The following is a 21464-nucleotide window of genomic DNA, read 5'->3' as shown; positions in this document are numbered from 1 at the left end:
CGCCCCGTCGCCGCACCAAGGAGCCGCGAAGACCATGCCCGAGCACGACGAGCACGCCGTGAGCGCTGCCTACCCCGTCGGACTGCGCCTCGCCGGACGCCGCGTCGTCGTGCTCGGCGCCGGGCAGGTCGCTCAGCGGCGGCTGCCCGCGCTGATCGCGGCCGGCGCGGACGTGCTGCTCGTATCGCCGTCGGCCACGCCCTCCGTGGAGGCCATGGCGGAGGCGGGCGAGCTGCGCTGGGAGCGGCGCGGGTACCGGGACGGGGACTTCGCCGACGCCTGGTACGCGCTGATCAGCACCGACGATCCCGAGGTCAACGCCGCCGCGTCGGCGGAGGCCGAGGCGCGCCGGGTGTGGTGTGTGCGCAGCGACGACGCCGAGGCGGCGTCGGCGTGGACGCCCGCCACCGGGCGCAGCGAGGGCGTGACCGTCGCGGTGCTGACCGGCCGGGACCCGCGCCGTTCCGCCGCCGTGCGGGACGCGATCATCGAGGGGCTGCGGGACGGCACGCTGCCCGCGCCGCACCACCGGGCCCGTACGACCGGTGTCGCCCTCGTCGGCGGCGGACCCGGCGACCCGGACCTGATCACCGTGCGCGGGCGGCGGCTGCTGGCCGAGGCCGATGTCGTCATCGCGGACCGGCTCGGCCCGCGCGACCTGCTCGACGAGCTGCCGCCGCACGTCGAGGTGGTCGACGCGGCCAAGATCCCGTACGGCCGTTTCATGGCCCAGGAGGCCATCAACAACGCGCTCATCGAACACGCGAAGGCCGGCAAGGCCGTCGTCCGCCTCAAGGGCGGCGACCCCTTCGTCTTCGGGCGCGGCATGGAGGAGGCCGCGGCGCTGGCGGAGCACGGGATACCGTGCACCGTCGTACCCGGCATCTCCAGCTCCATCAGCGTGCCCGGCGCCGCCGGCATCCCGGTGACGCACCGCGGCGTCGCCCAGGAGTTCACGGTCGTCAGCGGCCATGTCGCGCCCGAGGACGAGCGGTCCACGGTCGACTGGGCCGCGCTCGCCAAGCTGCGCGGCACCCTCGTGGTCCTCATGGGCGTCGAGAACAGCGGTGCCATCGCCGCGGCCCTCGTCCGGCACGGCCGGGGCGCGGACACCCCCGCCGCCGTCGTCCAGGAAGGCACGACCGCGGCCCAGCGCCGGGTGGACGCGACGCTGGGGACGCTGGGGGAGACGGTCAGGGCCGAGGGCGTACGGCCGCCGGCGGTCATCGTCATCGGCGACGTCGTGGCCATCGGCACGGGTACCAGCCGGTAACCATTCACGTCGTCCACATTGGCACCGCAACCACGACAAGGCAGTATCACCCTGTGGCTGATCTCATCACCGTCGACGACCCCGACGACCCCCGCCTGCGCGACTACACCGGGCTCACCGACGTGGAGCTGCGCCGCAGGCGCGAGCCCGCCGAGGGGCTGTTCATCGCCGAGGGCGAGAAGGTCATCAGACGGGCCGGGCACGCCGGTTACGAGATGCGGTCGATGCTGCTGTCGGCCAAGTGGGTCGACGTCATGCGCGATGTCATCGACGAGGTACCGGCCCCCGTCTACGCCGTCGCCCCCGAACTCGCCGAGCGGGTGACCGGCTACCACGTGCACCGCGGCGCGCTCGCCTCCATGCAGCGCAAACCGCTGCCGACCGCGGGCGAACTGCTGGGCAGCGCGCGGCGGATCGTGGTCATGGAGTCCGTGAACGACCATACGAACATCGGCGCCATATTCCGCAGCGCCGCCGCCCTGGGCATGGACGCCGTGCTGCTCTCCCCGGACTGCGCCGACCCGCTCTACCGCCGGTCGGTGAAGGTGTCGATGGGAGCGGTCTTCTCGGTGCCGTACGCGCGGCTGGAGACCTGGCCCCGCGACCTTGAGACGGTCCGCGACGCCGGCTTCAAGCTGCTGGCGCTCACCCCGGACGAGAAGGCCACGGCCATCGCCGAGGCCGCCCCGCACCGCCTCGACCGCGCCGCGCTCATGCTGGGCGCGGAGGGCGACGGCCTCTCCGCGCGGGCCCTGATGGCCGCCGACGAGTGGGTGCGCATCCCCATGGCGCACGGCGTCGACTCGCTCAACGTGGGCGCCGCCGCGGCCGTCGCGTTCTACGCGGTGGCCTCCGGACGCCCCCAGGACTGACCGGAAGATTCCCCGGCCCTGGCGCGGCGGGCCGCTCAGGTCGCCGCCGTGCCCGCCTCGGCCGACTCCACCGGCGTCCGGTGGAGCTCGCCCATGCTGTGCGCGGGGCCCTGGCAGCCCTGTGCCGCGGCGATGCCCAGCGCCACCAGCAGCGTCACGACCACGAAGACGATCAGCCGCTGCCGCAGCAGCCGGCGGTCCGGACCCGGCGACCGCCGGCCCGTGCCGGTCGTACGGGCCGGGGGACGCGAACCGCTCCGCCCGGTACCGCGCCCGCCGCCGGTGCGCCCGCCGTTGGTCGTCCGCCCGCTGCCGCCCGTACGAGGCGCCGACGCCCGTCCGCTCTCCGCGGCGCGGGGCTGCTGCGGGCGCGGCGCGGGGGTGCCGCCCGGCCGCTGCTCGGTGTGCTGCTGCGCGTACTCCTCGGCCCGGCGGCCCGTCGGGCGCTCCGGCTCCCGGCGCTGGGCGGGCGGCGACGGCCGGTTCTCCGCGATGCCGTGCGCCTCGCGCGCCGCGATCTCCTTGAGCCGCAGCGACAGCTGGAGCGTGCTCGGCCGCTCCTCGGGGTCCTTCGCCAGGCACGCGTGGAGCAGCGGCGCCAGCGCGTCCGGTACGCCCATGAGTTGCGGCTCCTCGTGCACGACGCGGTAGAGCATGACCTCCGAACTGCCGTGTCCGAACGGCGAGTCGGCCGTGGAGGCGTACGCGAGCGTCGCGCCCAGCGCGAAGACGTCCGTCGCCGGGGTCACCGCCGCGCCCCGCACCTGCTCGGGCGCCAGAAAGCCGGGCGAGCCCACGGCCGTGCCGACGTGCGTCAGCGTGCTGGCCCCGGTGGCCCAGGCGATGCCGAAGTCGATGATCCGGGGGCCCTTGGGGGAGAGCAGGATGTTCGACGGCTTGAGGTCGCGGTGCACGACGCCCGCGTCGTGCACGGCCAGCAGGCCCTCGGCCAACGCCGCACCGACGGCGGCGACCTGAGCGGCCGACAGCGGCCCCTCCTCGTTCACCTTGTCGTGCAGGGACGGGCCGGGCACGTACTGCGTGGCGAACCAGGGCCGGTCCGCTTCGAGATCGGCGGCCACCAGCCGCGCCGTACAGCCGCCGCGGATCCGCCGCGCCGCCGACACCTCGCGGGCGAACCGGGAGCGGAACTCCTGATCCTCCGCCAGGTCCGGCCGGATCACCTTGAGGGCCACCCGCTGGCCTCGCCGGTCGGAACCGAGGTAGACCACGCCCATCCCGCCCGCGCCGAGCCGCCGGTGCAGCCGGAACGAGCCGACGACACGCGGGTCCTCGCGCCGGAGCCGCATCATCGCCATGTCCGTCCCCTACCTCCGGTGGGGAGGCCCCACTCCGCTGCCCATCCGTCTTGACGAGGCACAGCTTACGGATTGACGGCCCGGCGCGCTGATAGGCCGCGCATGCGTCGTCAACTGGATTGTCAGTGCCGGGTGGGACCCTGGAAGGGAGGACGGGGACCGCCGCGCCCCGGTTCCAGAACTGGGGGCGGGGTCTCAAGGGGATTGCGGAGAAGGGGGATTGGGCCGGTGAAGGGTGACCGCGTGGAGATAGTGGTGGACGCCGGGGACGCGACGCGGACGTACGACATGGTGGCGAGCAGGGCGGGGCGCAGGGTCGAGACGGCAGTGCGTCGCGGGGTGGTGGAAGTGAGTGAAGTCACCCGCAGCGGCTCGGTGGTACGGACCGCGCGCTTCATGGCCAGCCGGGTGCTGGCCCTGGTCGAGTACCCGGTGCCGCGGGTCGATGACACGGAGCGTCCCCTCCGGGAAGACCCCAAGACGTGAAGGCCGTTCTCCACCCAGGGGAGTAGCCGGGCTGAGCCGCCGTCATCCTCCGGGAGGCCCGCCAATCGATACGAGGGCATGACGCCGGGGGTGCGGCGCGCACCTAATGTTGAGGTCAAGCGGCGGGCGTAGCACTCGTCCCCCGAGGTCAGACGCCCGCCGCTCCGGTAACGACAGGAGAAGGACGATGGCGGACACCGTAGGACGCGCGATGATCCGGGCCCGTGGGCGCCGGGCCGTCGATGCCTTCGGCGCCTTCGGCGTCCGGCGGACCGGCCGTACTCGCCACCCGCTGATCGCGGCGGCGATGGTCCTGCCGCTGGCGGTTCTCCTGGCCGTGGCCTTCGGCGGCTGGGACGCCGTCGTCATCCAAGCGTCGTCCGTGGCCGGAACGCTGGGGCGCTGAGCGCCCCAAGGCCCGGGAGAGCGGCCCGGGCCGGGGAATCCGGCCTTTAACCCCGTGGGGACGGGGGTGCGGCGGGCGGCACGAGTGGCCGGGTACCTGGGGAGGTACCCGGCCATCGCGCGTTCTCAAGGACTGCTCCGTGCGCGCGAGGCGGGTTCGCCGTCGTCGGACGGCCCGCCGGGGCACGGGCGGATGTACGGGCAAACGCCAGCGGCCGGACCCTTTTTCGGGGTCCGGCCGCTGTGGTGTGTGGACGATACTGGGATTGAACCAGTGACCTCTTCCGTGTCAGGGAAGCGCTCTCCCGCTGAGCTAATCGTCCTCGGTGCCGCGGGTGCTGCTGTCGCGTGCGCGATACTGGGATTGAACCAGTGACCTCTTCCGTGTCAGGGAAGCGCTCTCCCGCTGAGCTAATCGCGCGGGGGGACCTTTGAGGGTCCCGGTGGACGATACTGGGATTGAACCAGTGACCTCTTCCGTGTCAGGGAAGCGCTCTCCCGCTGAGCTAATCGTCCTTGGAGGTGGAGACGGGATTTGAACCCGTGTAGACGGCTTTGCAGGCCGTTGCCTCGCCTCTCGGCCACTCCACCCGGAGTGCGGGGTTCGGGAAGATCCCCACTTCGAGCGGACGACGAGACTCGAACTCGCGACATCCACCTTGGCAAGGTGGTGCTCTACCAACTGAGCTACGTCCGCAGGTGTCGTTGTGCCCGGGGCGCTTCCGCGTCCCGGCGACGTGTTGAACTCTAGCGGATTCCCGCGCCAGCTCAAATTCCGTTTGCCCAGCTTGCCGCGGTGTTCACTTGCCCCCGGGCGGTCCGGCGGGCCCCGGCCATAGACTCGCGGGCGTGTCCCACCTCGCCCCACTGGCCCGCTTCGGCGGACTTCTCGCCCTTGACCTGCGCGACGTCACCAGCGACCCGGCAGCCCTGGACTCCTCGGGCTGGTGGGCGGTGACGGCCGATTTCGAGGGCGGACTGGTGTGCGCGCGCTTCGGGGACGTACGCCCCGCGCCGGTGCCCGCGCCGGGGCGCTGGCGCGGCCCCGCGCTCCGGGACTGGACCAGCTCCCTGGACCGGGACGCGTACACAGCGGGCGTACGGCGTATACGCGAACACATCGCGGCGGGCGACGTCTATCAGGCGAATCTCTGCCGAATTCTCTCGGCGCCGCTGCCGGACCCGGACTCCGCCGACGTGGACGCGCTGACCGCGCTGCTGGCCCGCGGCAACCCGGCCCCCCATGCCGGAACGATTCGGCTGCCCGCCCACGGCGTGGAGGTGGCGACCGCCTCGCCCGAGCTCTACGTGCGCCGGACCGGCCGCACCGTCGTGTCCGGGCCGATCAAGGGCACCGGCCGGACTGCCGCCGACCTGCTGGAGAAGGACCACGCCGAGAACGTGATGATCGTCGACCTGGTCCGCAACGACCTCGGCCGGGTCTGCGCGAGCGGCTCGGTGACCGTGCCGGGACTCTGCGAGATCGAGCCGCACCCCGGCCTCGTCCACCTCGTCTCCACGGTGCGCGGCGAACTGCGCTCCGAGGCGACCTGGGCGGACCTGCTCGCCGCGACCTTCCCGCCCGGCTCCGTGACCGGCGCGCCCAAGTCCAGCGCGCTGCGGATCATCGAGGAGCTGGAGACCGCGCCGCGCGCCCCGTACTGCGGCGGCATCGGCTGGGTGGACGCCGACCGCGGCACGGCCGAGCTGGCCGTCGGCATCCGCACCTTCTGGATCGACCGGGCGGCGGCCGGCGGGCCCGTGCTGAGGTTCGGCACCGGCGCCGGGATCACCTGGGGCTCCGACCCGCTGCGGGAGTGGGAGGAGACCGAACTGAAGGCGGCCCGGCTGCTCGGAGTAGCGTCGGGAGCCGGCGAGGCGAGCGGAGGGATTCCACGGTGAAGCGACAGTCGAACGGGGCACCGGCCCCGGCATCCCGGATATGGCTCGACGGGGCCCTGAGGGACGCGGACAGCGCCCGCGTCTCGGTCTTCGATCATGGGCTGACCGTCGGCGACGGCGTCTTCGAGACGCTCAAGGCGACGGACGGCAGCGCTTTCGCGCTCACCCGGCATCTGCGCCGGCTGGCGGTGTCCGCGCGGGGCCTGGGGCTGCCCGAACCCGACCTCGACGAGGCGCGCGACGCCTGCGCGGCCGTCCTGGCGGTCAACCCGATGGCGCACGGCCGGCTGCGGATCACCTACACCGGCGGGCTCTCCCCGCTCAGCTCCGACCGCGGCGACGCCGGCCCCACCCTGGTCGTCGCGCTCGGCGAGGCCACCCCGGCGCCCGGCAGCACCGCCGTCATCACCGTCCCCTGGACCCGCAACGAGCGCGGCGCCCTCGCCGGGCTCAAGACCACCTCGTACGCGGAGAACGTGGTCGCCCTGGCCCGCGCGCACGAACACGGCGCGACCGAGGCGCTGTTCGCCAACACCGTCGGCGCGCTCTGCGAGGGCACCGGCTCCAACGTCTTCGTCGTCCTCGGCGGCGAGCTGCACACCCCGCCCCTCGCCTCCGGCTGCCTCGCGGGCATCACGCGCGCGCTGACGATCGAGTGGACGGGCGCCACGGAGACCGAGCTCCCGTACGACGTGCTGGACCGCGCCGAGGAGATCTTCCTGACCTCCAGTCTCCGCGATGTACAGGCCGTGCACCGGGTCCGCGGCGAGGGCGGGGAGCGCCTGCTGCCGGGCGCGCCGGGCCCGGTGACCGCGAAGGCGGTGCGCGTGTTCGAGGAGCGGTCGGCGGCCGAACCGAATCCATAAACCCCGTGACGTACGGTCGTGGGGCAGGTACAACATCACCGTGACCACCACCCTGCGGCCCACCGCAGCAGAACAGCGCACCGAGCACGGCGGACGCTCCCGTCCGTATGAGGTCTGCGTCAACAGCCGTGCCGTGGGCGTCATCCAGTTGGCGATGGACGACCGCTTCGGCTCGTCCGTGGGACGGATCGTCCGGCTCCGTATAGACGAGGCCGACCGGCACCGCGGCCGCGGCACGGTCGCCGCGCTCGCCGCCGAAGAAGTACTGCGCGGCTGGGGGTGCAGCCGGGCGGAGCTGAGCATCCCGGCCGCCGCGGGGCCCGCCCTCTCGCTCGCCGCCGCGCTCGGCTACACCGAGCGCAGCCGCGGCATGGCCAAGGCGCTCACCGCGGCCCCGGCGCTGCCCCCGGGGAGCGTGGCCCGCGCGATCGGCCCCGCGGAGTTCCCGGCCTGGGCGGCGTCGGCGAAGGAGGGGTACGTCCAGAGCCTGGTGGAGCGGGGGATGGCCCATGCCGAGGCCCGGGCCAAGTCCGAGGCCGATCACGCGTCGGCGCTCCCGGACGGCGCGGAGACCGCCCATACGGTGCTCCGCCTCCTGTCCCACGACGGCGCGGACGTCGGCGCCCTCTGGGTCCGGCTGCGCAACCCGAACGGGCCGGGCGGCTTCGTCTTCGACGTCGAGGTGGACCCCGGCCATCGCGGACACGGGCACGGCCGCACCCTGATGCTGGTGGCCGAGCGCGAGTGCCTGGCGGCCGGGGTCGACCGGATCGAGCTCAACGTGTTCGCGGACAACACCCCGGCGCTGCGGCTGTACGAGTCGCTGGGCTACGAAGCGGCCGAAATCTACCTCTACAAGCCGCTGTTGTAACCGGCGGGCGCGGGTGCTCAGCCCTGGTCGCCCTCGGCGAGCAGGCGGTCGGCGATCTCCTCGATCCGCTCCCGCAGCCCCTCCTGGCTCTTGCCGCCGTCGAGCAGCTCCCCGCCGATCGCATAGGTCGGGGTGCCCGTCACGCCGATGGCCTTGCCCTCGGCCTGGTCGGCGTCGACGATCAGCAGGTGCCGGCCGTCGACGAGCGCCGTGTCGAGCTCCTCGGCGTCCAGGCCGAGCTCGGCGGCCGCCTCCAGCAGGACCGGCCGCCCCCGGGCGCCGAGCTCTTCGGTCCGGGCCAGCACGGCCTCCACGTACGGCCGGCTCTGCCCCTGCGCGGCGGCCTCCTCGGCGGCCTGCGCGGCCTCGTAGGCGTGCTGGTGCTTCTCCAGCGGGAAGTGGCGCAGCCGGATCTCCAGCCGGTCGCCGTAGCGGGCGCGCAGCGCGTGGAGGTCGCCGAGGGCCCGGTGGCAGTCGGGGCACTGCAGCTCGCACCAGACGTCGAGCACGGGGCGGGCGGGGTGGCTGGGGGTGGAGTGGCTCATGGAGCCAGTCTTCCAGTCGATGCGGCCCACCTGGAACCAGGACCTGGGGAGGAGCCCTGCCCTTAGATCACCCCGAGATATGCCCCCGCCCACCTCGGATCGTGGCACTCCGGGGGCGGCTCGGTGCAGGATAGGAGACGAGACCCCATCGGCAGGAGGACCTGATGCTGACCTCGACCATATGCGCCGCGGTGTCCGCGGCGGGCCTGGGTATCGCCCTGCTGACGGCGTACCGCAAGCGCTTTCTCGCCGCGGCCCGGATCGCGGCCTATGCCCTGGTCCCCGTCGGCCTGGTGATGACGGGCGTCATCGACTGGGTCAAGGACCTGGTCTTCAAGCCGAGCGTCTGGCTGGGCTTCGGTGTGCTCGCGCTCTCGGCCGTGCTCTTCATGGTGACCAGGGCCGTCGAGCGCCGGGGCGGCGGCACCCGCAAGGAGCGGCGGGCGGCGGCGGCGCAGCAGCGCGAGGCGATGGCCCCGGCGGCCTCGGCCCCCTCGCTCGGCCAGGCCCCCGAGGCGGCCCGGCCCACCGCGGCGGTGGCCAAGCCGAAGGGCAAGGCGGCCGGCGGGGAGGACTTCTCCGATATCGAGGCAATCCTGAAAAAGCACGGGATCTGACGGATCCGGAAAAGCACGGGATCTGACGAACTCGCCGATGGTACGGGCGTGTTGATCTCCGCCCGGGGTGCGGCTGCGTCATCATCTGGCCTAGATGAACGACGAACAGGCCGAGATGGCCGAGGAACCGCGCGGTTGCCTCTTCGCCCTTTCCCAGCCGCCGCTGATGTTCTTCCTGGCATTCATCGCCACGCTGATCCTGCTCACAGCGGCGCATGACCTCTACCCGTGGTGAGGCCGCGGACCGCGGCGGACCGGCCGCCCGCGGCGGCGCGGTGCGCGGGGCTCAGCCGGCGGTCTCCCGGCGGCGCGCGCGGTAGGCGGCGACGTGCAGCCGGTTCCCGCAGGTGCGGCTGGAGCAGTACCGGCGCGAGCGGTTGCGCGAGACATCGACGAAGGCGCGCCCGCAGCCCGGGGCCTCGCACCTGCGCAGCCGCTCCCGCTCACCGGCCACCACCAGGAACGCGAGGGCCATGCCGCCGTCGGCGGCCAGGTGGTCGGCGAGCGAGGCGCCGGGCGCGAAGTAGTGCACATGCCAGTCGTAGCCGTCGTGGTCGGTCAGCCGGGGCGTGGTACCCGCCTCGGCGACCATCGTGTTGAGCAGCGCGGCCGCGCTCGTGGTGTCCGGGGCGGCGAAGACCTGGGCGAACCGCTCCCGTACGGACCGTACGGCCGCCACGTCCGCGGTGCCGAGCGGGCCGACGTCGCTGAAGTCGCAGCTCGCCACGTACCGGCGGAGCCCGGCCGGGTCGGCGAGGTCGTCGTGGTCGCCGCCCTGGGGGGCGGTGTTCACCAGATTGACGACGGCGTCGAGTGCGCACCGGGCGTCGTGGTTGATCAGCACGGTTCGCTCCCTGGCCGACTGGGACGGGCGGCTGGCTTTCGAGGGAGCAGACTCTAGCGGCTCCACGACACGACGGCGCCGTCGCGCGCGGTGGTTCCGCGGCGACGGCGCCGTTGTCCGTCATGTGCGCTGGTCGGGCTGCCGTCCCCCCGAGTTAGGACGGCCGCTTCTGGTCTCGGTGCTCTCGTCGGCTCCCGTCCGGCCTCAGCTCTCGGCCAGGATGTGGGAGAGCTCGGTGTCGAGGTCGAAGTGACGGTGTTCGGTGCCGGGTGGCACCGCGGCGTCGGTCCGCTTCAGGAACGACTCCAGGGCCCGCGCCGGGGCCTCCAGCAGGGCTTCGCCCTCCGGAGAGCTCAGCGCGATGCAGACGACGCCCTGACCGTGGCTGCGGGACGGCCAGACACGGACGTCGCCGGTGCCCGTGGGCCGGTGCAGGCCCTCGGCGAGCAGGTCGCGGGCGAAGACCCACTCGACCGTCTCTTCGGCTCCGGTGTGGAAGGTGGCGTGCACGGCATACGGATCGGCCGTGTCGTACCGCAGACCTGCGGGTACAGGGAGTGAGGACTCGCTCGACACGACGAGGCGCAGGTGCAGCTCGCAGCTGACCGTGGTGTTCATAAGCGCCAGGGCCTTTCGCTCAGTGTGCGCTCGGGGATTCGCACGTCGGCGAAATCGACATGCCACCTACGGTGTCGTTGTAAACCCCTCTGCCCGCTTTGCGGGGCTTCGGGTAGCTCGGACGGCCGTACTCACCCCGCTTGTATACCGCCGTTTCGGTGAACATCGCGCTACGTCATGTTGACGCGGCGTCGACGCGGTATTGACGTGGTGGCGACGTGGCCGACGGTGGAGAGTGATCCCGCGGTGCCGGTGAGCGGTGGGCCCCGCCGCCGGGGACCGCCCCGGCCATGGTCACGGCCACTGTCCGGCATACGGTAATGTTTGCCCTGCGCAGGGGGCGATTAGCTCAGTGGGAGAGCGCTTCGTTCACACCGAAGAGGTCACTGGTTCGAACCCAGTATCGCCCACCCCCGACCGGAAGTCCGTGAGGCTCACCCCTTGCGGACTTCCGGCTTTTTGTGTGCGCTGGCGGGCATGATCCGACCTTGGGCCGCAGCCCTGCACCGCTACCGGTTCCGCAGCGACTGGCCCGTGGCCGCGGCGCCCGACGCCGTCTACGCGCTCCTGGCCCGCGCGGAGGAGTATCCCCGCTGGTGGCCCCAGGTGCGGGAGGTCCGCCCCGCCGGCGAGCGCAGCGGTACCGTCCGCTTCCGGTCCTTCCTCCCGTACGACCTGGTCATCACCGCCCGCGAGCGGCGGAGCGATCCCGCCGCCCGGGTACTGGAGATCGGGATGAGCGGCGACCTGTGCGGCTGGGCGCGCTGGACGGTGACCGCGCGCGGCGCCGGCTCGCGCGTGCGCTTCGAACAGGAGGTCCAGGTGTCCAAGCCGCTGATGCGCCGGCTCGCGATCCCGGGCCGGCCCGTATTCCGCGCCAACCACGCCTGGATGATGCGCTGCGGGCGGCGCGGGCTGCGGGCGGCGCTGGCCGCGGTCCCGGGGGAAGGCTGAGAACGGCCCCGGGAATTTGAAGTACGGCGGCCGCGGCCTGTATTGTTCAGGGCGTTCCGCGAGGGGAGACCCCGCCGGACGATCGGGCGATTAGCTCAGTGGGAGAGCGCTTCGTTCACACCGAAGAGGTCACTGGTTCGAAACCAGTATCGCCCACCCCGAACAGGCCGGTCCGTCAACAGACGGACCGGCCTTCGTCGTTGACCCGGGCGCCGCCCGTGATCGCAGGGGTGTAGCGAGGTACACCATGGGACGGGTGCGTTCCCCATTCTCCGGGCCCACCGCCCGCGCCTAACGTTCGAGGAGTTCGAGAACGGCCGCACGGCCGCCTGACTCCGGAGGGCGAAAGACATGAACGCAGCGATGAGGGCCACGCTCTGGACGGTGTTCACCGCCTGCCTCGCCGTCAATGTGGCGGCGAGCCTGTTGATGGGCGACGGCGCGCTTCAGCTGACTCTCAGCGTGATGGCGGGGCTCTGTGCGCTGGGGGCGGGCGTCGGCCTGTGGACCACCCGCCGCGTCCGCTGAGCGCGCCCTCAGGCGGCGGCCGGCAGCTCGGGGCGCAGCGGCCACGCCGGGTCGCAGGTCTCCTGCGCCCCCTGGGTCGCGAACCACGTCTGGAGGCCGCGCGCCTGGGCCGCGTGCCACAGGGCCTGCCGGGCGTGCAGCTCGGCCGGGCTCAGCCGCCCCAGCCGGGTCGCGAAGCGGCGGCCCACGGCCCGTACGACCTCCAGTGAGGCGAGGGCGTCGGCCGCGGCCTCATGGGCGCCGGTCAACTCGACGCCGTACAGCGCGCACAGGTCCGTCAGTGTGCGGCGGCCCTTGCGGTAGCGGTCGAGGTGCTTGTCGAGGACCCGCGGGTCCAGCACGCACAGCGAGAACGTGCCCAGATAGTCCGAAAGCGTCGCGGACCGGTGCCGCCGCAGCTCCCGGTCCAGCAGCGTCAGGTCGAAGGGGGCGTTCATCACCACCAGCGGCGTGCCGCGCGCCGACACCGCGGCCAGCGCCCGTGCCACCTCCTCCAGCACCGGTGCCGGCCACCGGCCGTGGTGCTGGAGATAGGCCCAGGTCAGGCCGTGTATCTCCGTCGCGCCGACGGGGACGGGCACCCCGGGATCGATGAGCCACCGCCTGACCGCGGGCGTACTGCCCGGATGGGGCTGCACCACGAGGGCGGCCGAGACTATGCGGTCTCTCTCGACGTCAACCCCGGTGGTCTCGGTGTCGAAGGCGGCGAGCGGCCCCTCGTACCAGCACGGCTTGTCCACAACTCCTCGCATTCACCTCGCAGTTGACCGACTCCCCGCCCCACCGGGTGATACCCGAGGAACGGCGTGTCCGAACCGCCCCTGTTTGGCGGTTAGTTCGCGAGGAGACAACACAGGTGTACGGACCCGATGGATCGGTGAAGCCCGGAGGTCAATTCGGCCATGGTGCTCACGCAGCCCGACCCGGGCGGGCTGTCGCCCGGGCGGCTCGCACCGCCGCGCGGCTCGCTCGCCACCACCGCCTGCATGGAGACCCTGCAAGTCGGCTATCTGCACGCCGTGACCGCCGCCGCGGGCTGCTCGCTGGCCCAGCCCTTCCCGGACAGTGGCATCGACTGGCACGTCAGCCACAGCGCGCCCGGCCACGCCGTCGACGACGAGGCGACCATCAAGGTGCAGCTCAAATGCACGTACCAGATACCGCCCCGGCCCAGCGGTCCCGCCTTCTCCTTCACCCTCGACAACGGCCACCTCGCCAAGCTCGCGCGCACCCCGGTCGCCGTCCACAAGATCCTCGTCGTGATGCTCGTACCGCGTACCCAGGACGCGTGGCTGCGGGCCTGCCACGACCGCCTCGAACTGCGGCACTGCTGCTACTGGACCAACCTGGCCGGACACCCGGTGACGGGCAGACGCAGGACCACCGTGCGGATTCCGACCACGCGCGTCTTCGACGACCGCGCGCTCTGCGAGATCATGACGCGGGTCGGGGAGGGAGGAACCCCTTGATGCACCGGCCGACCGACCAGTCCGCCCACCCCACACGCCCCCTGACCCCCGAGGACGTCGACCCCGCCGTCCTCGGGGCGCTGCTCGCCCGGCACGGCTGGCGGCGGCGCGGGGGAGCGGCCGGGCGCTACAGCCACTGGGCCCCGCCCGGCGGGTCCGGCAACGGCACCAGCCTGCTCGTCCCCGACGACCGCCGCTTCCCGGACGCGGTCGACCTGCTCGCCGAGGCGCTGACCGCGCTGGAGCGCAGCGCCGCGCCCTCCGCCCGGGAGGTGCTCGTCGCCCTGGCCACGCCGAGCGACGAGATCCACTGGCGGCGCGAGGTGCCCGAGCCCGCCGGGGGCGCGGCCGCCTGGAGCGCCCAGGAGCGGCTGCGCGACGGCGCCCGCGCCATGCTGCTCGCCGGGGCGCTCGCCGCCCGCGGCCGCGCCGGCTACTACGGCGCACGGCACCGGCGGGCCGCGGAGACCGCCCTCGACCGGCTCCTGGTGGGCCCCGCGCCCGGCGGCCGGGAACTGACCGTGTACGTACCGGTCGCGGACGGCCGCCCGACCGTCGCGACCCTGCTGCGCGCCCTGCACGCCGCCCGCGACGCCACCGACTACCAGCGCGCCACCGGCGGCATGGAGGCGTTCGACGCGGCGGTCGAGGCCGGGGTGTGCCAGGAGCTGACCGAGGCGCTCGTGCTGCTCGTCCGCGGCTCCGAAGGCGTCCGGATCGCCCTGGACTGGTCGCCGGCCAAGGGCCCGCACGACGGTTTCGCGGCCCGGCCCGAGCCGGTGGAGTTCACCCCCGGAGACCTCCCCGCCCTGCGCGAGGCCGGCGCCCGGTACGTACGCGACGAGCCCTCCGTGCCCGTACGGCTGACCGGCGCCGTGGTGCGGCTGCGCCGGGAGGGCCCGGCCGGGCCCGGGAGCGTACGGCTGCGGGTGCTCTCCGGGGCCGACGTGGCGCAGGTGCGGGTCGCGCTCGACGAGGACGACTACCGCCTCGCGGGCCACGCCCACCTGGTGGGGCTGCCGATCCGGGTCAGCGGCCGGCTGGAGAGCCGCGGCGGCTTCCGGCGGGTCACCGGAGCCGGCGGGGTCACCCCGGTGCGGGTCGACGAGGCGGAGCGCGACCGGCTGCTGAAGTCGGCGCACGAGAACCTGGACTTCTTCGAGGGGGCGTGCGGCGGCGAGTAGGGGCTTCGGCTCGGGACGGGCGGGGGAGCGGGCCTCGGCGTGACGCGGGCGGGAGGGCGCTGGCCAAACCGTTTCGCGATGCGGTCGCACGGCTCGGTACGATTCACCGTGCGCAGTGTCCGCTGCCGCACGACCCATGTGTCAGGAGCTACCGGTGTCAGACGTCCGTGTGATCATCAAACGCGATTCCGCCGAGCCGGAAGAGCGAGTGGTCACGACGGGCACGACGGCCGCCGCGCTCTTCGAGGGCGAGCGCACGGTCGTCGCCGCCCGCGTGGCCGGGGAGCTCAAGGACCTCGCGTACGAGCTCGCCGACGGTGACGAGGCCGAGCCCGTCGAGCTCGCCAGTGAGGACGGCCTGAACATCCTGCGCCACTCGGCGGCGCACGTCATGGCGCAGGCCGTGCAGGACCTCTTCCCGGACGCCAAGCTGGGCATCGGCCCGCCCATCAAGGACGGCTTCTACTACGACTTCGACGTCGAGACCCCGTTCACCCCGGACGACCTCAAGCGCATCGAGAAGAAGATGCAGGAGATCCAGAAGCGCGGCCAGCGCTTCTCGCGCCGGGTGACCACCGACGAGGACGCGCGCGCGGAGCTCGCCGACGAGCCGTACAAGCTGGAGCTGATCGGCCTCAAGGGCTCGGCCGCCGCGGTCGACTCGGCCGACGGCGCCAATGTGGAGGTCGGCGCCGGCGAGCTGACGATCTACGACAACCTCGACGCCAAGACCGGCGAGCTGTGCTGGAAGGACCTCTGCCGCGGCCCGCACCTGCCGACGACCCGGAACATCCCGGCGTTCAAGCTGATGCGCAGCGCCGCCGCCTACTGGCGGGGCAGCGAGAAGAACAAGCAGCTCCAGCGGATCTACGGCACCGCCTGGCCGACGAAGGACGAGCTGAAGGCGCACCTCGAATTCCTCGCCGAGGCCGAGAAGCGCGACCACCGCAAGCTCGGCTCCGAGCTGGACCTCTTCTCCATCCCGGACGAGATCGGCTCCGGCCTCGCCGTCTTCCACCCCAAGGGCGGCATCATCCGCCGCACGATGGAGGACTACAGCCGCAAGCGGCACGAAGAGGCGGACTACGAGTTCGTCTACACCCCGCACGCGACGAAGGGGAAGCTCTTCGAGAAGAGCGGCCACCTGGACTGGTACGCCGACGGCATGTACCCGCCCATGCAGCTCGACGAGGGCACGGACTACTACCTCAAGCCCATGAACTGCCCGATGCACAACCTGATCTTCGACGCGCGGGGGCGGTCGTACCGCGAGCTGCCGCTGCGGCTGTTCGAGTTCGGGACCGTGTACCGGTACGAGAAGTCCGGCGTCGTGCACGGGCTGACCCGGGCCCGCGGCTTCACCCAGGACGACGCGCACATCTACTGCACCAAGGAGCAGATGGCGGACGAGCTCGACTCGCTGCTCACCTTCGTGCTGAACCTGCTGCGCGACTACGGCCTGGAGGACTTCTACCTGGAGCTGTCCACCCAGGACCCGGAGAAGTCCATCGGCTCGGACGAGAACTGGGCGGAGGCCACCGAGACGCTGCGCAAGGCCGCCGGCAAGCAGGGCCTGGAGCTCGTCATGGACCCGGGCGGCGCGGCCTTCTACGGCCCGAAGATCTCGGTACAGGCGCGCGACGCCATCGGCCGTACATGGCAGATGTCGACCATCCAGGTCGACTTCAACCTGCCCGAGCGCTTCGACCTGGAGTACACCTCGCCGGACGGGACCAAGCAGCGGCCGGTCATGATCCACCGTGCGCTGTTCGGCTCGATCGAGCGGTTCTTCGCGGTGCTGCTGGAGCACTACGCGGGCGCCTTCCCGGCGTGGCTGGCCCCCGTGCAGGCCACCGGCATCCCGATCGGCGACGCGCACGTGCCCTACCTCCAGGAGTTCGCCGCCAAGGCGAAGGCCAAGGGGCTGCGCGTCGAGGTGGACGCCTCGTCGGACCGGATGCAGAAGAAGATCAGGAACGCCCAGAAGAGCAAGGTGCCGTTCATGATCATCGCTGGGGACGAGGACGTGGCGAACGGAGCGGTCTCCTTCCGCTACCGCGACGGCTCGCAGAAGAACGGCGTGCCCGTCGACGAGGCCCTCGCGGAGATCGTCAAGGCAGTCGAGGACCGCGTGCAGGTCTGACCGTACGGACCGGCAGCGGTCGCACGTCGCCCCGAGGTGGTTCAGGACCGCCCCGGGGCGACGTCCCGTTCGGGCGAAGTCATATGCTGCACACCATGACGAGCGAGCCGGAACAGCAGATCGGAGTGGGGACGCAGGACGCCTTCCAGCGACTGTGGACGCCCCACCGGATGGCGTACATCCAGGGCGAGAACAAGCCGACCGGCCCCGGGGCCGAGGACGGCTGTCCGTTCTGTACGATTCCGTCGAAATCCGATGAGGACGGGCTCGTCATCGCGCGGGGCACCCACGTCTACGCGGTGCTCAACCTCTACCCGTACAACGGCGGCCACCTCATGGTCGTCCCGTTCCGCCACGTCGCCGACTACACGGAGCTGGACGCGGCCGAGACCGCCGAGCTGGCGGAGTTCACCAAGCGGGCGATGACCGCGCTGCGGGCCGCCTCCGGCGCGCACGGGTTCAACATCGGCATGAACCAGGGCACGACCGCCGGGGCCGGCATCGCCGCCCATCTCCACCAGCACGTCGTGCCGCGCTGGGGCGGCGACACCAACTTCATGCCGGTCGTCGGCCGGACCAAGGTGCTGCCCCAACTCCTCGCGGACACCCGCCAGATGCTCGCGGACGCCTGGCCGCTCGGCTAGATCCCCTCCTCGCCTGCCGGCCCCGGATCAGGGGCGGTGCGGGGAAGACGGCTGCCCCGTGACACTCGGCGGGGTGTCGTGGTGCGCCACCGCTTGAGGCGGTCGAGGAAGCGTCCCGCGATGCCGCGCCGCCCGCGGCCCGGTCGGCGGCGGCCTCACCATCACGGGCCGGAACCCCGAGGACCGCGCCCGGCGCGCGGGCCGCGTCGGCCGATCGGGCTGACGGGGCGTCATGCGGGTGCGGCTGAACGGATGGACTCCGCCGACGCGGAGCGCAGATGCGCTCACCCGCGCCGTCGCCGTGGGTAATTGGTTCTGCCGTCGACGTGGCCGCGCCCGTGCTCTCGCCCGTACAACCCCATGCCCCGCTTCCCGTCACCGGGCCGGGGACGGGGCGCGGGAGCGTGCCCCGGGCAGCCCACGCCGTCCTCGGACCGCTGCCCCGAAGGAGGACCACCGCCATGAGCGAGACCGCCGTGACCAGTGCGTCGATCGCGGACCTGCTGGCTGTCGCGCCCCCGGAGCGCGACAAGAAGTGGCTGCGGGAGTGCCTCCAGGTCGCCGTCGCGCTGGAGCTCGCCACCATCCCGCCGTACCTCTACGCGTACTGGTCCGTCCGGGACCCCTCCTCCGAGCTGGCGGACGCCCTGCTGGGGATCGCCTGGCAGGAGATGCTGCACATGGGGCTGGCGTGCAACATGCTCACCGCCGCGGAGGGGCGGCCGTCCATCGCCGCGGCCGCGCTCGCCTACCCGAGCGAGCTGCCCGGCGGCGTCCGCGCGGGCCTCGTCGTTCCGCTGAAGGGGGTGGCGAGCGGCATCGCCGACCCCGGGGACGCGCTGAAGGGGTTCATGGACATCGAGGAACCGGAGAAGCCGGTCACGCCGTTCGCCGAGGGCCCCACGATCGGCCAGTTCTACAAGGAGATCGAGAAGGAGCTGCCCGCGATCGCCGACAAGTACGGCTTCGGAGGCGGGGTCCAGGTCAGCGGGCACATCGGCGGGGACATGCTGCGGCGCGCCGACACGAAGGAGAGCGCCCTCGCCGCCATGCGCACCATCCGGGAACAGGGCGAGGGCACCAGCGTGTCCCCCAACGGGAGCACCGACCCCGCCGACCGCGCGCACTACTACCGCTTCGCCGAGCACTGGAAGGGCAGGCGGCTGCGGCAGCTGCCCCCGCCCCACCAGAACAAGTGGGACTTCACCGGCGAGGCCGTCGCACGGCCGGCCCTGTACCCGCTGGGCGAGGTGCCCGCGGGCGGCTGGGGAGCCGCCGACGGCCTGCGCGCCGCTCTGGACGACTGCAACGCGGCCTACGGGGGGCTCCTCGCGGACCTCGAAGCCCTGTGGAGCGGCCCGGCAGAGGAGAAGAACGTCACGGAGGCGATGAGAGCGATGGGCGCGGTGGCCGAGACCGCGGCCCGCCTCATCGGGCTGCAGAAGGACTCCGCCGGCGAGATCCGCGGACCGGAGTTCCGGCCCGTACACCGCGCCTGAACCACTCCCCGGCGCCCGCACCCCCGGTCGAGACCCGGCCTCCGGTCCGCTCAAGACCCCGAGCCCGTACGCCCCTACTCCGCGCCCCCAGCCTCCGCGGCGCGCCCTCCGGCCCCCGCCGCGCCGACCGTCCGGCGTACGGGCCCGGCGCGCCCGGCCGCACGTCCGAGCCCGTACCGCTCCGTCACCGGGAGAGCCATGACCAGCCTCGACCTCAAGGACATCCACTCCGTGCGCGTCCACCCGGGCATCGGTTTCGCCCGGGTCGGCAACAGCCCGGACGGCTATTTCACCGGGCCCGAGATCCCGGGGGCCGCCCCCGCGCCGGACGGCGGCCTGTTCAAGGACGACGAAGGGCGCGTCAAGCGCCAGGCGGCCCGGTTCCGCTGCTACGGCTTCAACGAGGCCGGGGACCGGTGGGTCGAGCTGACCCACCGCGACGGCGTCAGCGTCGAGTGGACCGTGAGCCTCGTGAACAAGAAGGCGTGCGCCCAGGGGTTCGGGAGCGAGGGCTACCGCAACAAGAAGCGGGAGCCCGAGAAGCCGCACGACGAGGCGGGCCGCAAGGCCCTGACGATCGCTCCCGGGCCGATGCGGATCAGCGGACCCGGGCAGCACGGGCCCAGCGCGGTCGGCGAGATCACGCTGGAGGGCGTGACAGAGCGGGTGGCCCTCGGGGAGCTGCGCACCGACGAGGAGGGCCGCCTCCTGGTCCTGGGCGGCGACGGACGCGCCGGCTCACCCCTCCACCGCCCGCTGGACGAATCATTCAACAATGACGGCTGGTGGGACAGCACCTCCGACGGCCCGGTCGACGCCGTCGTGCGCGTCGACTGCGCGGGCGAGTCGCGGGAGTTCAGGGCCGTACGGGCGTGGGCGGTCGTCACGCCGCCCAAGTACGCCCCGCACCTGGACACCGTCGTCACCCTGTGGGACCGGCTGGAGGACCTCTACCGCCCGCCGGCCGATGACGAGGTCCCCTCGTACACCTTCGACATCCAGCCGGTGCTGGCCCGCGCCCGGCACATGCAGGCGGTCTTCGAGGCGGCGGCGGGCCAGCACATCTCCTGGCCGGAGCCCCTGTACGGCTATTACGCCCGCCGCAAGATCGACAGCTGGCTCAGCAAGGACGGCAACCCGGACGGAACGATGCCCCGCCTCAGCGGCGACGACTCGCGGTTGACAGGACGTCAGCTCGCCGTGCTGCAGAAATGGCGCGACGGGAACTTCCTGCGGGACTGGCGGGCCGACGCACCGAGAGCCGTCACCCCCGGCGGACTCGACCGGGCGGCCCTGGAGGCATGCGTCGGCAAGGCGTTCTTCCCGGGCATCGAGGCGGGGGCGTTCTTCCTCGAACCCGGCCACTGGTCCGGCGGGGACATCGCGAGCCTGCGCTTCGCGCACACGGTGGAGCCAGGCGACGTCACCAGCCGGATGGCCCTGCCCTGGCAGGCCGACTTCCAAGCCTGCGGCAGGGAGTGGTGGCCGATCCCCCGGCCGAACGAGGCGATCCCCAGGGGCCAGAGCGGCTACCAGGACTGGACACGTGAGTGGGCCGAGAACGCGGACGCCATGGCGGACAACTGGCACCGCCTCGGCTTCGTCGTGCCCGACGAGGCGGGGGACTACCGGGAGACGGAGCGCACGGCCTGGACGGAGAGCCCCCAGCTGCCGCCGCCCGAGGGCCAGTGGAGCACCCCGGCCGCGCCGGCCGCCACGACCGCCGCCTGGCAGCCGGTCAGCCGGCTCACGGGCCAGGACCTGGCCCTCTACGGCCGGGGCGAGCTCACCGCGGACACCGAGCACACCTGGCGCTTCAGGCTCACCGAGGAGGACCGCGCCATCGAGATCACCGTGCGCGCGCCCGTCCCGCAGGACCTCGACGTACGCCTCGCGAGCCCCCTCGGCCCCCTCGCCGAGGACGACCCCCGCCGCACCGGAATCCGCTACGACGACGCCCTCGTCCTGCGCGTCGCGCTGCCCGTCGAAGCCCTGCCCCGGCGCTACGCCGACGCCGGCCTGTGGCGGCTGAGCGTCAGCGCGCCGCGCGGCGCCGGCTCCGTGGCCTACCAGGTCGCCGTCGCCGTCGACTCCCGCGTCCACCTGGGCGGCGCCTCCGCCACACGGGCCCCGGACGGCGCGCTCACCGTCGCCACCGGCCTGGACGGGCGTCCGCCGCGCGAGGCGGTCCTCGTGACGGCCGACGGCGACGAGCTGCCGCTGGCGGGGGGCGGCGCCCCCGGCGCGTACACCCTGGCGAGCGGCGACGGGCCCCCGCCGGCGGGGGCCCGCGACCCGGGCGCGCACACCGCCGCGGGCGGCGACGGCGCGGCCGGCCCCCTGCGCCTGCGGATCACCGGAAGCTCCCGCCTGGGCCACCCCTACGCCCGCGACCGCTTCCTGCCCGTCGGCGACGGGCGATGAG

22 protein-coding genes and 7 tRNA genes are annotated in these 21464 nt (G+C 73.0%); 19 read left to right on the top strand and 10 right to left on the bottom strand.

Annotation, left to right across the window (positions count from 1 at the left end):
• Nucleotides 1-34: 34 nt before the first annotated feature.
• Nucleotides 35-1273 carry a uroporphyrinogen-III C-methyltransferase gene (cobA, locus tag AC07AB_RS37315; RefSeq protein ID WP_478576490.1) on the top strand — a complete coding sequence of 413 codons (1239 nt, stop codon included), beginning with the start codon at nt 35-37 and terminating at the stop codon, nt 1271-1273.
• Between the two features lie 53 nt (nt 1274-1326).
• Nucleotides 1327-2145, top strand: coding sequence for a TrmH family RNA methyltransferase (locus AC07AB_RS37310; RefSeq protein ID WP_478576488.1), 819 nt, complete (start codon nt 1327-1329; stop codon nt 2143-2145).
• Nucleotides 2146-2180: 35 nt separating this feature from the next.
• On the opposite strand, the gene AC07AB_RS37305 is transcribed toward AC07AB_RS37310, so the two are convergent.
• The gene (locus tag AC07AB_RS37305; RefSeq protein ID WP_478576486.1) at nt 2181-3464 is read right to left on the bottom strand and encodes a serine/threonine-protein kinase; all 1284 of its coding nucleotides are present in this window, start codon (nt 3462-3464) and stop codon (nt 2181-2183) included.
• Between the two features lie 228 nt (nt 3465-3692).
• Here AC07AB_RS37305 and AC07AB_RS37300 point away from each other — a divergent pair, with 228 nt between their 5' ends.
• Together AC07AB_RS37300 and AC07AB_RS37295 are read left to right on the top strand one after the other, a co-directional pair.
• Nucleotides 3693-3950, top strand: a complete 258-nt coding sequence (locus tag AC07AB_RS37300; RefSeq protein WP_478576485.1) for a hypothetical protein — start codon at nt 3693-3695, stop codon at nt 3948-3950.
• 187 nt (nt 3951-4137) lie between these two features.
• Entirely contained in the window at nt 4138-4356 is a 219-nt protein-coding gene (locus AC07AB_RS37295; protein ID WP_478576484.1) for a hypothetical protein, read from the top strand.
• Between the two features lie 250 nt (nt 4357-4606).
• On the opposite strand, the gene AC07AB_RS37290 is transcribed toward AC07AB_RS37295, so the two are convergent.
• From AC07AB_RS37290 to AC07AB_RS37270, 5 genes are all read right to left on the bottom strand, one after another.
• Nucleotides 4607-4678: transfer RNA gene (locus AC07AB_RS37290), tRNA-Val, on the bottom strand.
• A 26-nt stretch (nt 4679-4704) separates the two neighbouring features.
• Nucleotides 4705-4776 (bottom strand) — tRNA-Val (locus AC07AB_RS37285).
• A 23-nt stretch (nt 4777-4799) separates the two neighbouring features.
• Nucleotides 4800-4871 (bottom strand) — tRNA-Val (locus tag AC07AB_RS37280).
• A 1-nt stretch (nt 4872) separates the two neighbouring features.
• Nucleotides 4873-4946, bottom strand: a tRNA-Cys gene (locus tag AC07AB_RS37275).
• A gap of 33 nt (nt 4947-4979) precedes the next feature.
• Nucleotides 4980-5052 (bottom strand) — tRNA-Gly (locus AC07AB_RS37270).
• A 152-nt stretch (nt 5053-5204) separates the two neighbouring features.
• Between AC07AB_RS37270 and AC07AB_RS37265 the strand changes: the two genes are divergently transcribed.
• The 3 genes from AC07AB_RS37265 to AC07AB_RS37255 are packed head-to-tail and all read left to right on the top strand — an operon-like array spanning nt 5205 to nt 7994.
• The gene (locus AC07AB_RS37265; protein ID WP_478576483.1) at nt 5205-6257 is read left to right on the top strand and encodes a chorismate-binding protein; all 1053 of its coding nucleotides are present in this window, start codon (nt 5205-5207) and stop codon (nt 6255-6257) included.
• A complete protein-coding gene (locus AC07AB_RS37260) occupies nt 6254-7123 on the top strand; it encodes an aminotransferase class IV (protein ID WP_478576481.1) in 870 nt (289 codons plus the stop codon). The genes AC07AB_RS37265 and AC07AB_RS37260 overlap by 4 nt, the downstream gene beginning before the upstream one ends.
• A gap of 40 nt (nt 7124-7163) precedes the next feature.
• Nucleotides 7164-7994: a GNAT family N-acetyltransferase gene (locus AC07AB_RS37255; RefSeq protein ID WP_478576480.1), complete on the top strand. Its 831-nt coding sequence runs from the start codon at nt 7164-7166 to the stop codon at nt 7992-7994.
• A 17-nt stretch (nt 7995-8011) separates the two neighbouring features.
• On the opposite strand, the gene AC07AB_RS37250 is transcribed toward AC07AB_RS37255, so the two are convergent.
• A complete protein-coding gene (locus tag AC07AB_RS37250) occupies nt 8012-8539 on the bottom strand; it encodes a DsbA family protein (protein WP_478576478.1) in 528 nt (175 codons plus the stop codon).
• Nucleotides 8540-8703: 164 nt separating this feature from the next.
• Here AC07AB_RS37250 and AC07AB_RS37245 point away from each other — a divergent pair, with 164 nt between their 5' ends.
• Nucleotides 8704-9156, top strand: coding sequence for a hypothetical protein (locus AC07AB_RS37245; RefSeq protein WP_478576476.1), 453 nt, complete (start codon nt 8704-8706; stop codon nt 9154-9156).
• 94 nt (nt 9157-9250) lie between these two features.
• Nucleotides 9251-9391, top strand: coding sequence for a hypothetical protein (locus AC07AB_RS37240; RefSeq protein ID WP_478576474.1), 141 nt, complete (start codon nt 9251-9253; stop codon nt 9389-9391).
• 51 nt (nt 9392-9442) lie between these two features.
• Here the strand turns inward: AC07AB_RS37240 and AC07AB_RS37235 are convergent, their stop codons facing one another.
• Both AC07AB_RS37235 and AC07AB_RS37230 read right to left on the bottom strand, forming a co-directional pair.
• Nucleotides 9443-10000, bottom strand: a complete 558-nt coding sequence (locus AC07AB_RS37235; protein ID WP_478576473.1) for a CGNR zinc finger domain-containing protein — start codon at nt 9998-10000, stop codon at nt 9443-9445.
• A gap of 204 nt (nt 10001-10204) precedes the next feature.
• Complete coding sequence (locus tag AC07AB_RS37230; RefSeq protein WP_003959770.1) at nt 10205-10618, bottom strand: SsgA family sporulation/cell division regulator; 414 nt, start codon at nt 10616-10618, stop codon at nt 10205-10207.
• Between the two features lie 338 nt (nt 10619-10956).
• Here AC07AB_RS37230 and AC07AB_RS37225 point away from each other — a divergent pair.
• The 4 genes from AC07AB_RS37225 to AC07AB_RS37210 all read left to right on the top strand — a co-directional run bounded on the left by AC07AB_RS37225 (nt 10957) and on the right by AC07AB_RS37210 (nt 12100).
• Nucleotides 10957-11028: transfer RNA gene (locus tag AC07AB_RS37225), tRNA-Val, on the top strand.
• Between the two features lie 67 nt (nt 11029-11095).
• A complete protein-coding gene (locus AC07AB_RS37220; protein ID WP_478576472.1) occupies nt 11096-11572 on the top strand; it encodes an SRPBCC family protein in 477 nt (158 codons plus the stop codon).
• A gap of 84 nt (nt 11573-11656) precedes the next feature.
• Nucleotides 11657-11728 (top strand) — tRNA-Val (locus AC07AB_RS37215).
• Between the two features lie 195 nt (nt 11729-11923).
• Nucleotides 11924-12100: a hypothetical protein gene (locus AC07AB_RS37210; RefSeq protein WP_478576470.1), complete on the top strand. Its 177-nt coding sequence runs from the start codon at nt 11924-11926 to the stop codon at nt 12098-12100.
• 8 nt (nt 12101-12108) lie between these two features.
• Here AC07AB_RS37210 and AC07AB_RS37205 read toward each other — a convergent pair whose 3' ends face one another.
• Nucleotides 12109-12840, bottom strand: coding sequence for an exonuclease domain-containing protein (locus tag AC07AB_RS37205; protein WP_478576468.1), 732 nt, complete (start codon nt 12838-12840; stop codon nt 12109-12111).
• Nucleotides 12841-13002: 162 nt separating this feature from the next.
• On the opposite strand from AC07AB_RS37205, the gene AC07AB_RS37200 reads away from it, so the two are divergent.
• The 6 genes from AC07AB_RS37200 (at nt 13003) to AC07AB_RS37175 (ending at nt 21463) form a co-directional block, all read left to right on the top strand.
• Nucleotides 13003-13569, top strand: coding sequence for a DUF4365 domain-containing protein (locus AC07AB_RS37200; protein ID WP_478576466.1), 567 nt, complete (start codon nt 13003-13005; stop codon nt 13567-13569).
• Nucleotides 13569-14753, top strand: a complete 1185-nt coding sequence (locus tag AC07AB_RS37195; RefSeq protein WP_478576465.1) for a hypothetical protein — start codon at nt 13569-13571, stop codon at nt 14751-14753. The genes AC07AB_RS37200 and AC07AB_RS37195 overlap by 1 nt, the downstream gene beginning before the upstream one ends.
• 154 nt (nt 14754-14907) lie before the next feature.
• Complete coding sequence (gene thrS / locus AC07AB_RS37190; RefSeq protein WP_478576463.1) at nt 14908-16896, top strand: threonine--tRNA ligase; 1989 nt, start codon at nt 14908-14910, stop codon at nt 16894-16896.
• A gap of 83 nt (nt 16897-16979) precedes the next feature.
• Complete coding sequence (locus AC07AB_RS37185; RefSeq protein WP_478576461.1) at nt 16980-17540, top strand: HIT family protein; 561 nt, start codon at nt 16980-16982, stop codon at nt 17538-17540.
• A 461-nt stretch (nt 17541-18001) separates the two neighbouring features.
• Nucleotides 18002-19039 (top strand): ferritin-like domain-containing protein, encoded by a 1038-nt coding sequence (locus AC07AB_RS37180; RefSeq protein WP_478576459.1) that lies wholly within the window; start codon nt 18002-18004, stop codon nt 19037-19039.
• A 198-nt stretch (nt 19040-19237) separates the two neighbouring features.
• Nucleotides 19238-21463, top strand: a complete 2226-nt coding sequence (locus AC07AB_RS37175) for a LodA/GoxA family CTQ-dependent oxidase (protein ID WP_478576458.1) — start codon at nt 19238-19240, stop codon at nt 21461-21463.
• Nucleotide 21464 lies beyond the last annotated feature (1 nt).

It is taken from the genome of Streptomyces sp. NPDC044033 (assembly GCF_056434425.1).
This window is presented reverse-complemented; position numbering and strand designations above follow the sequence as displayed.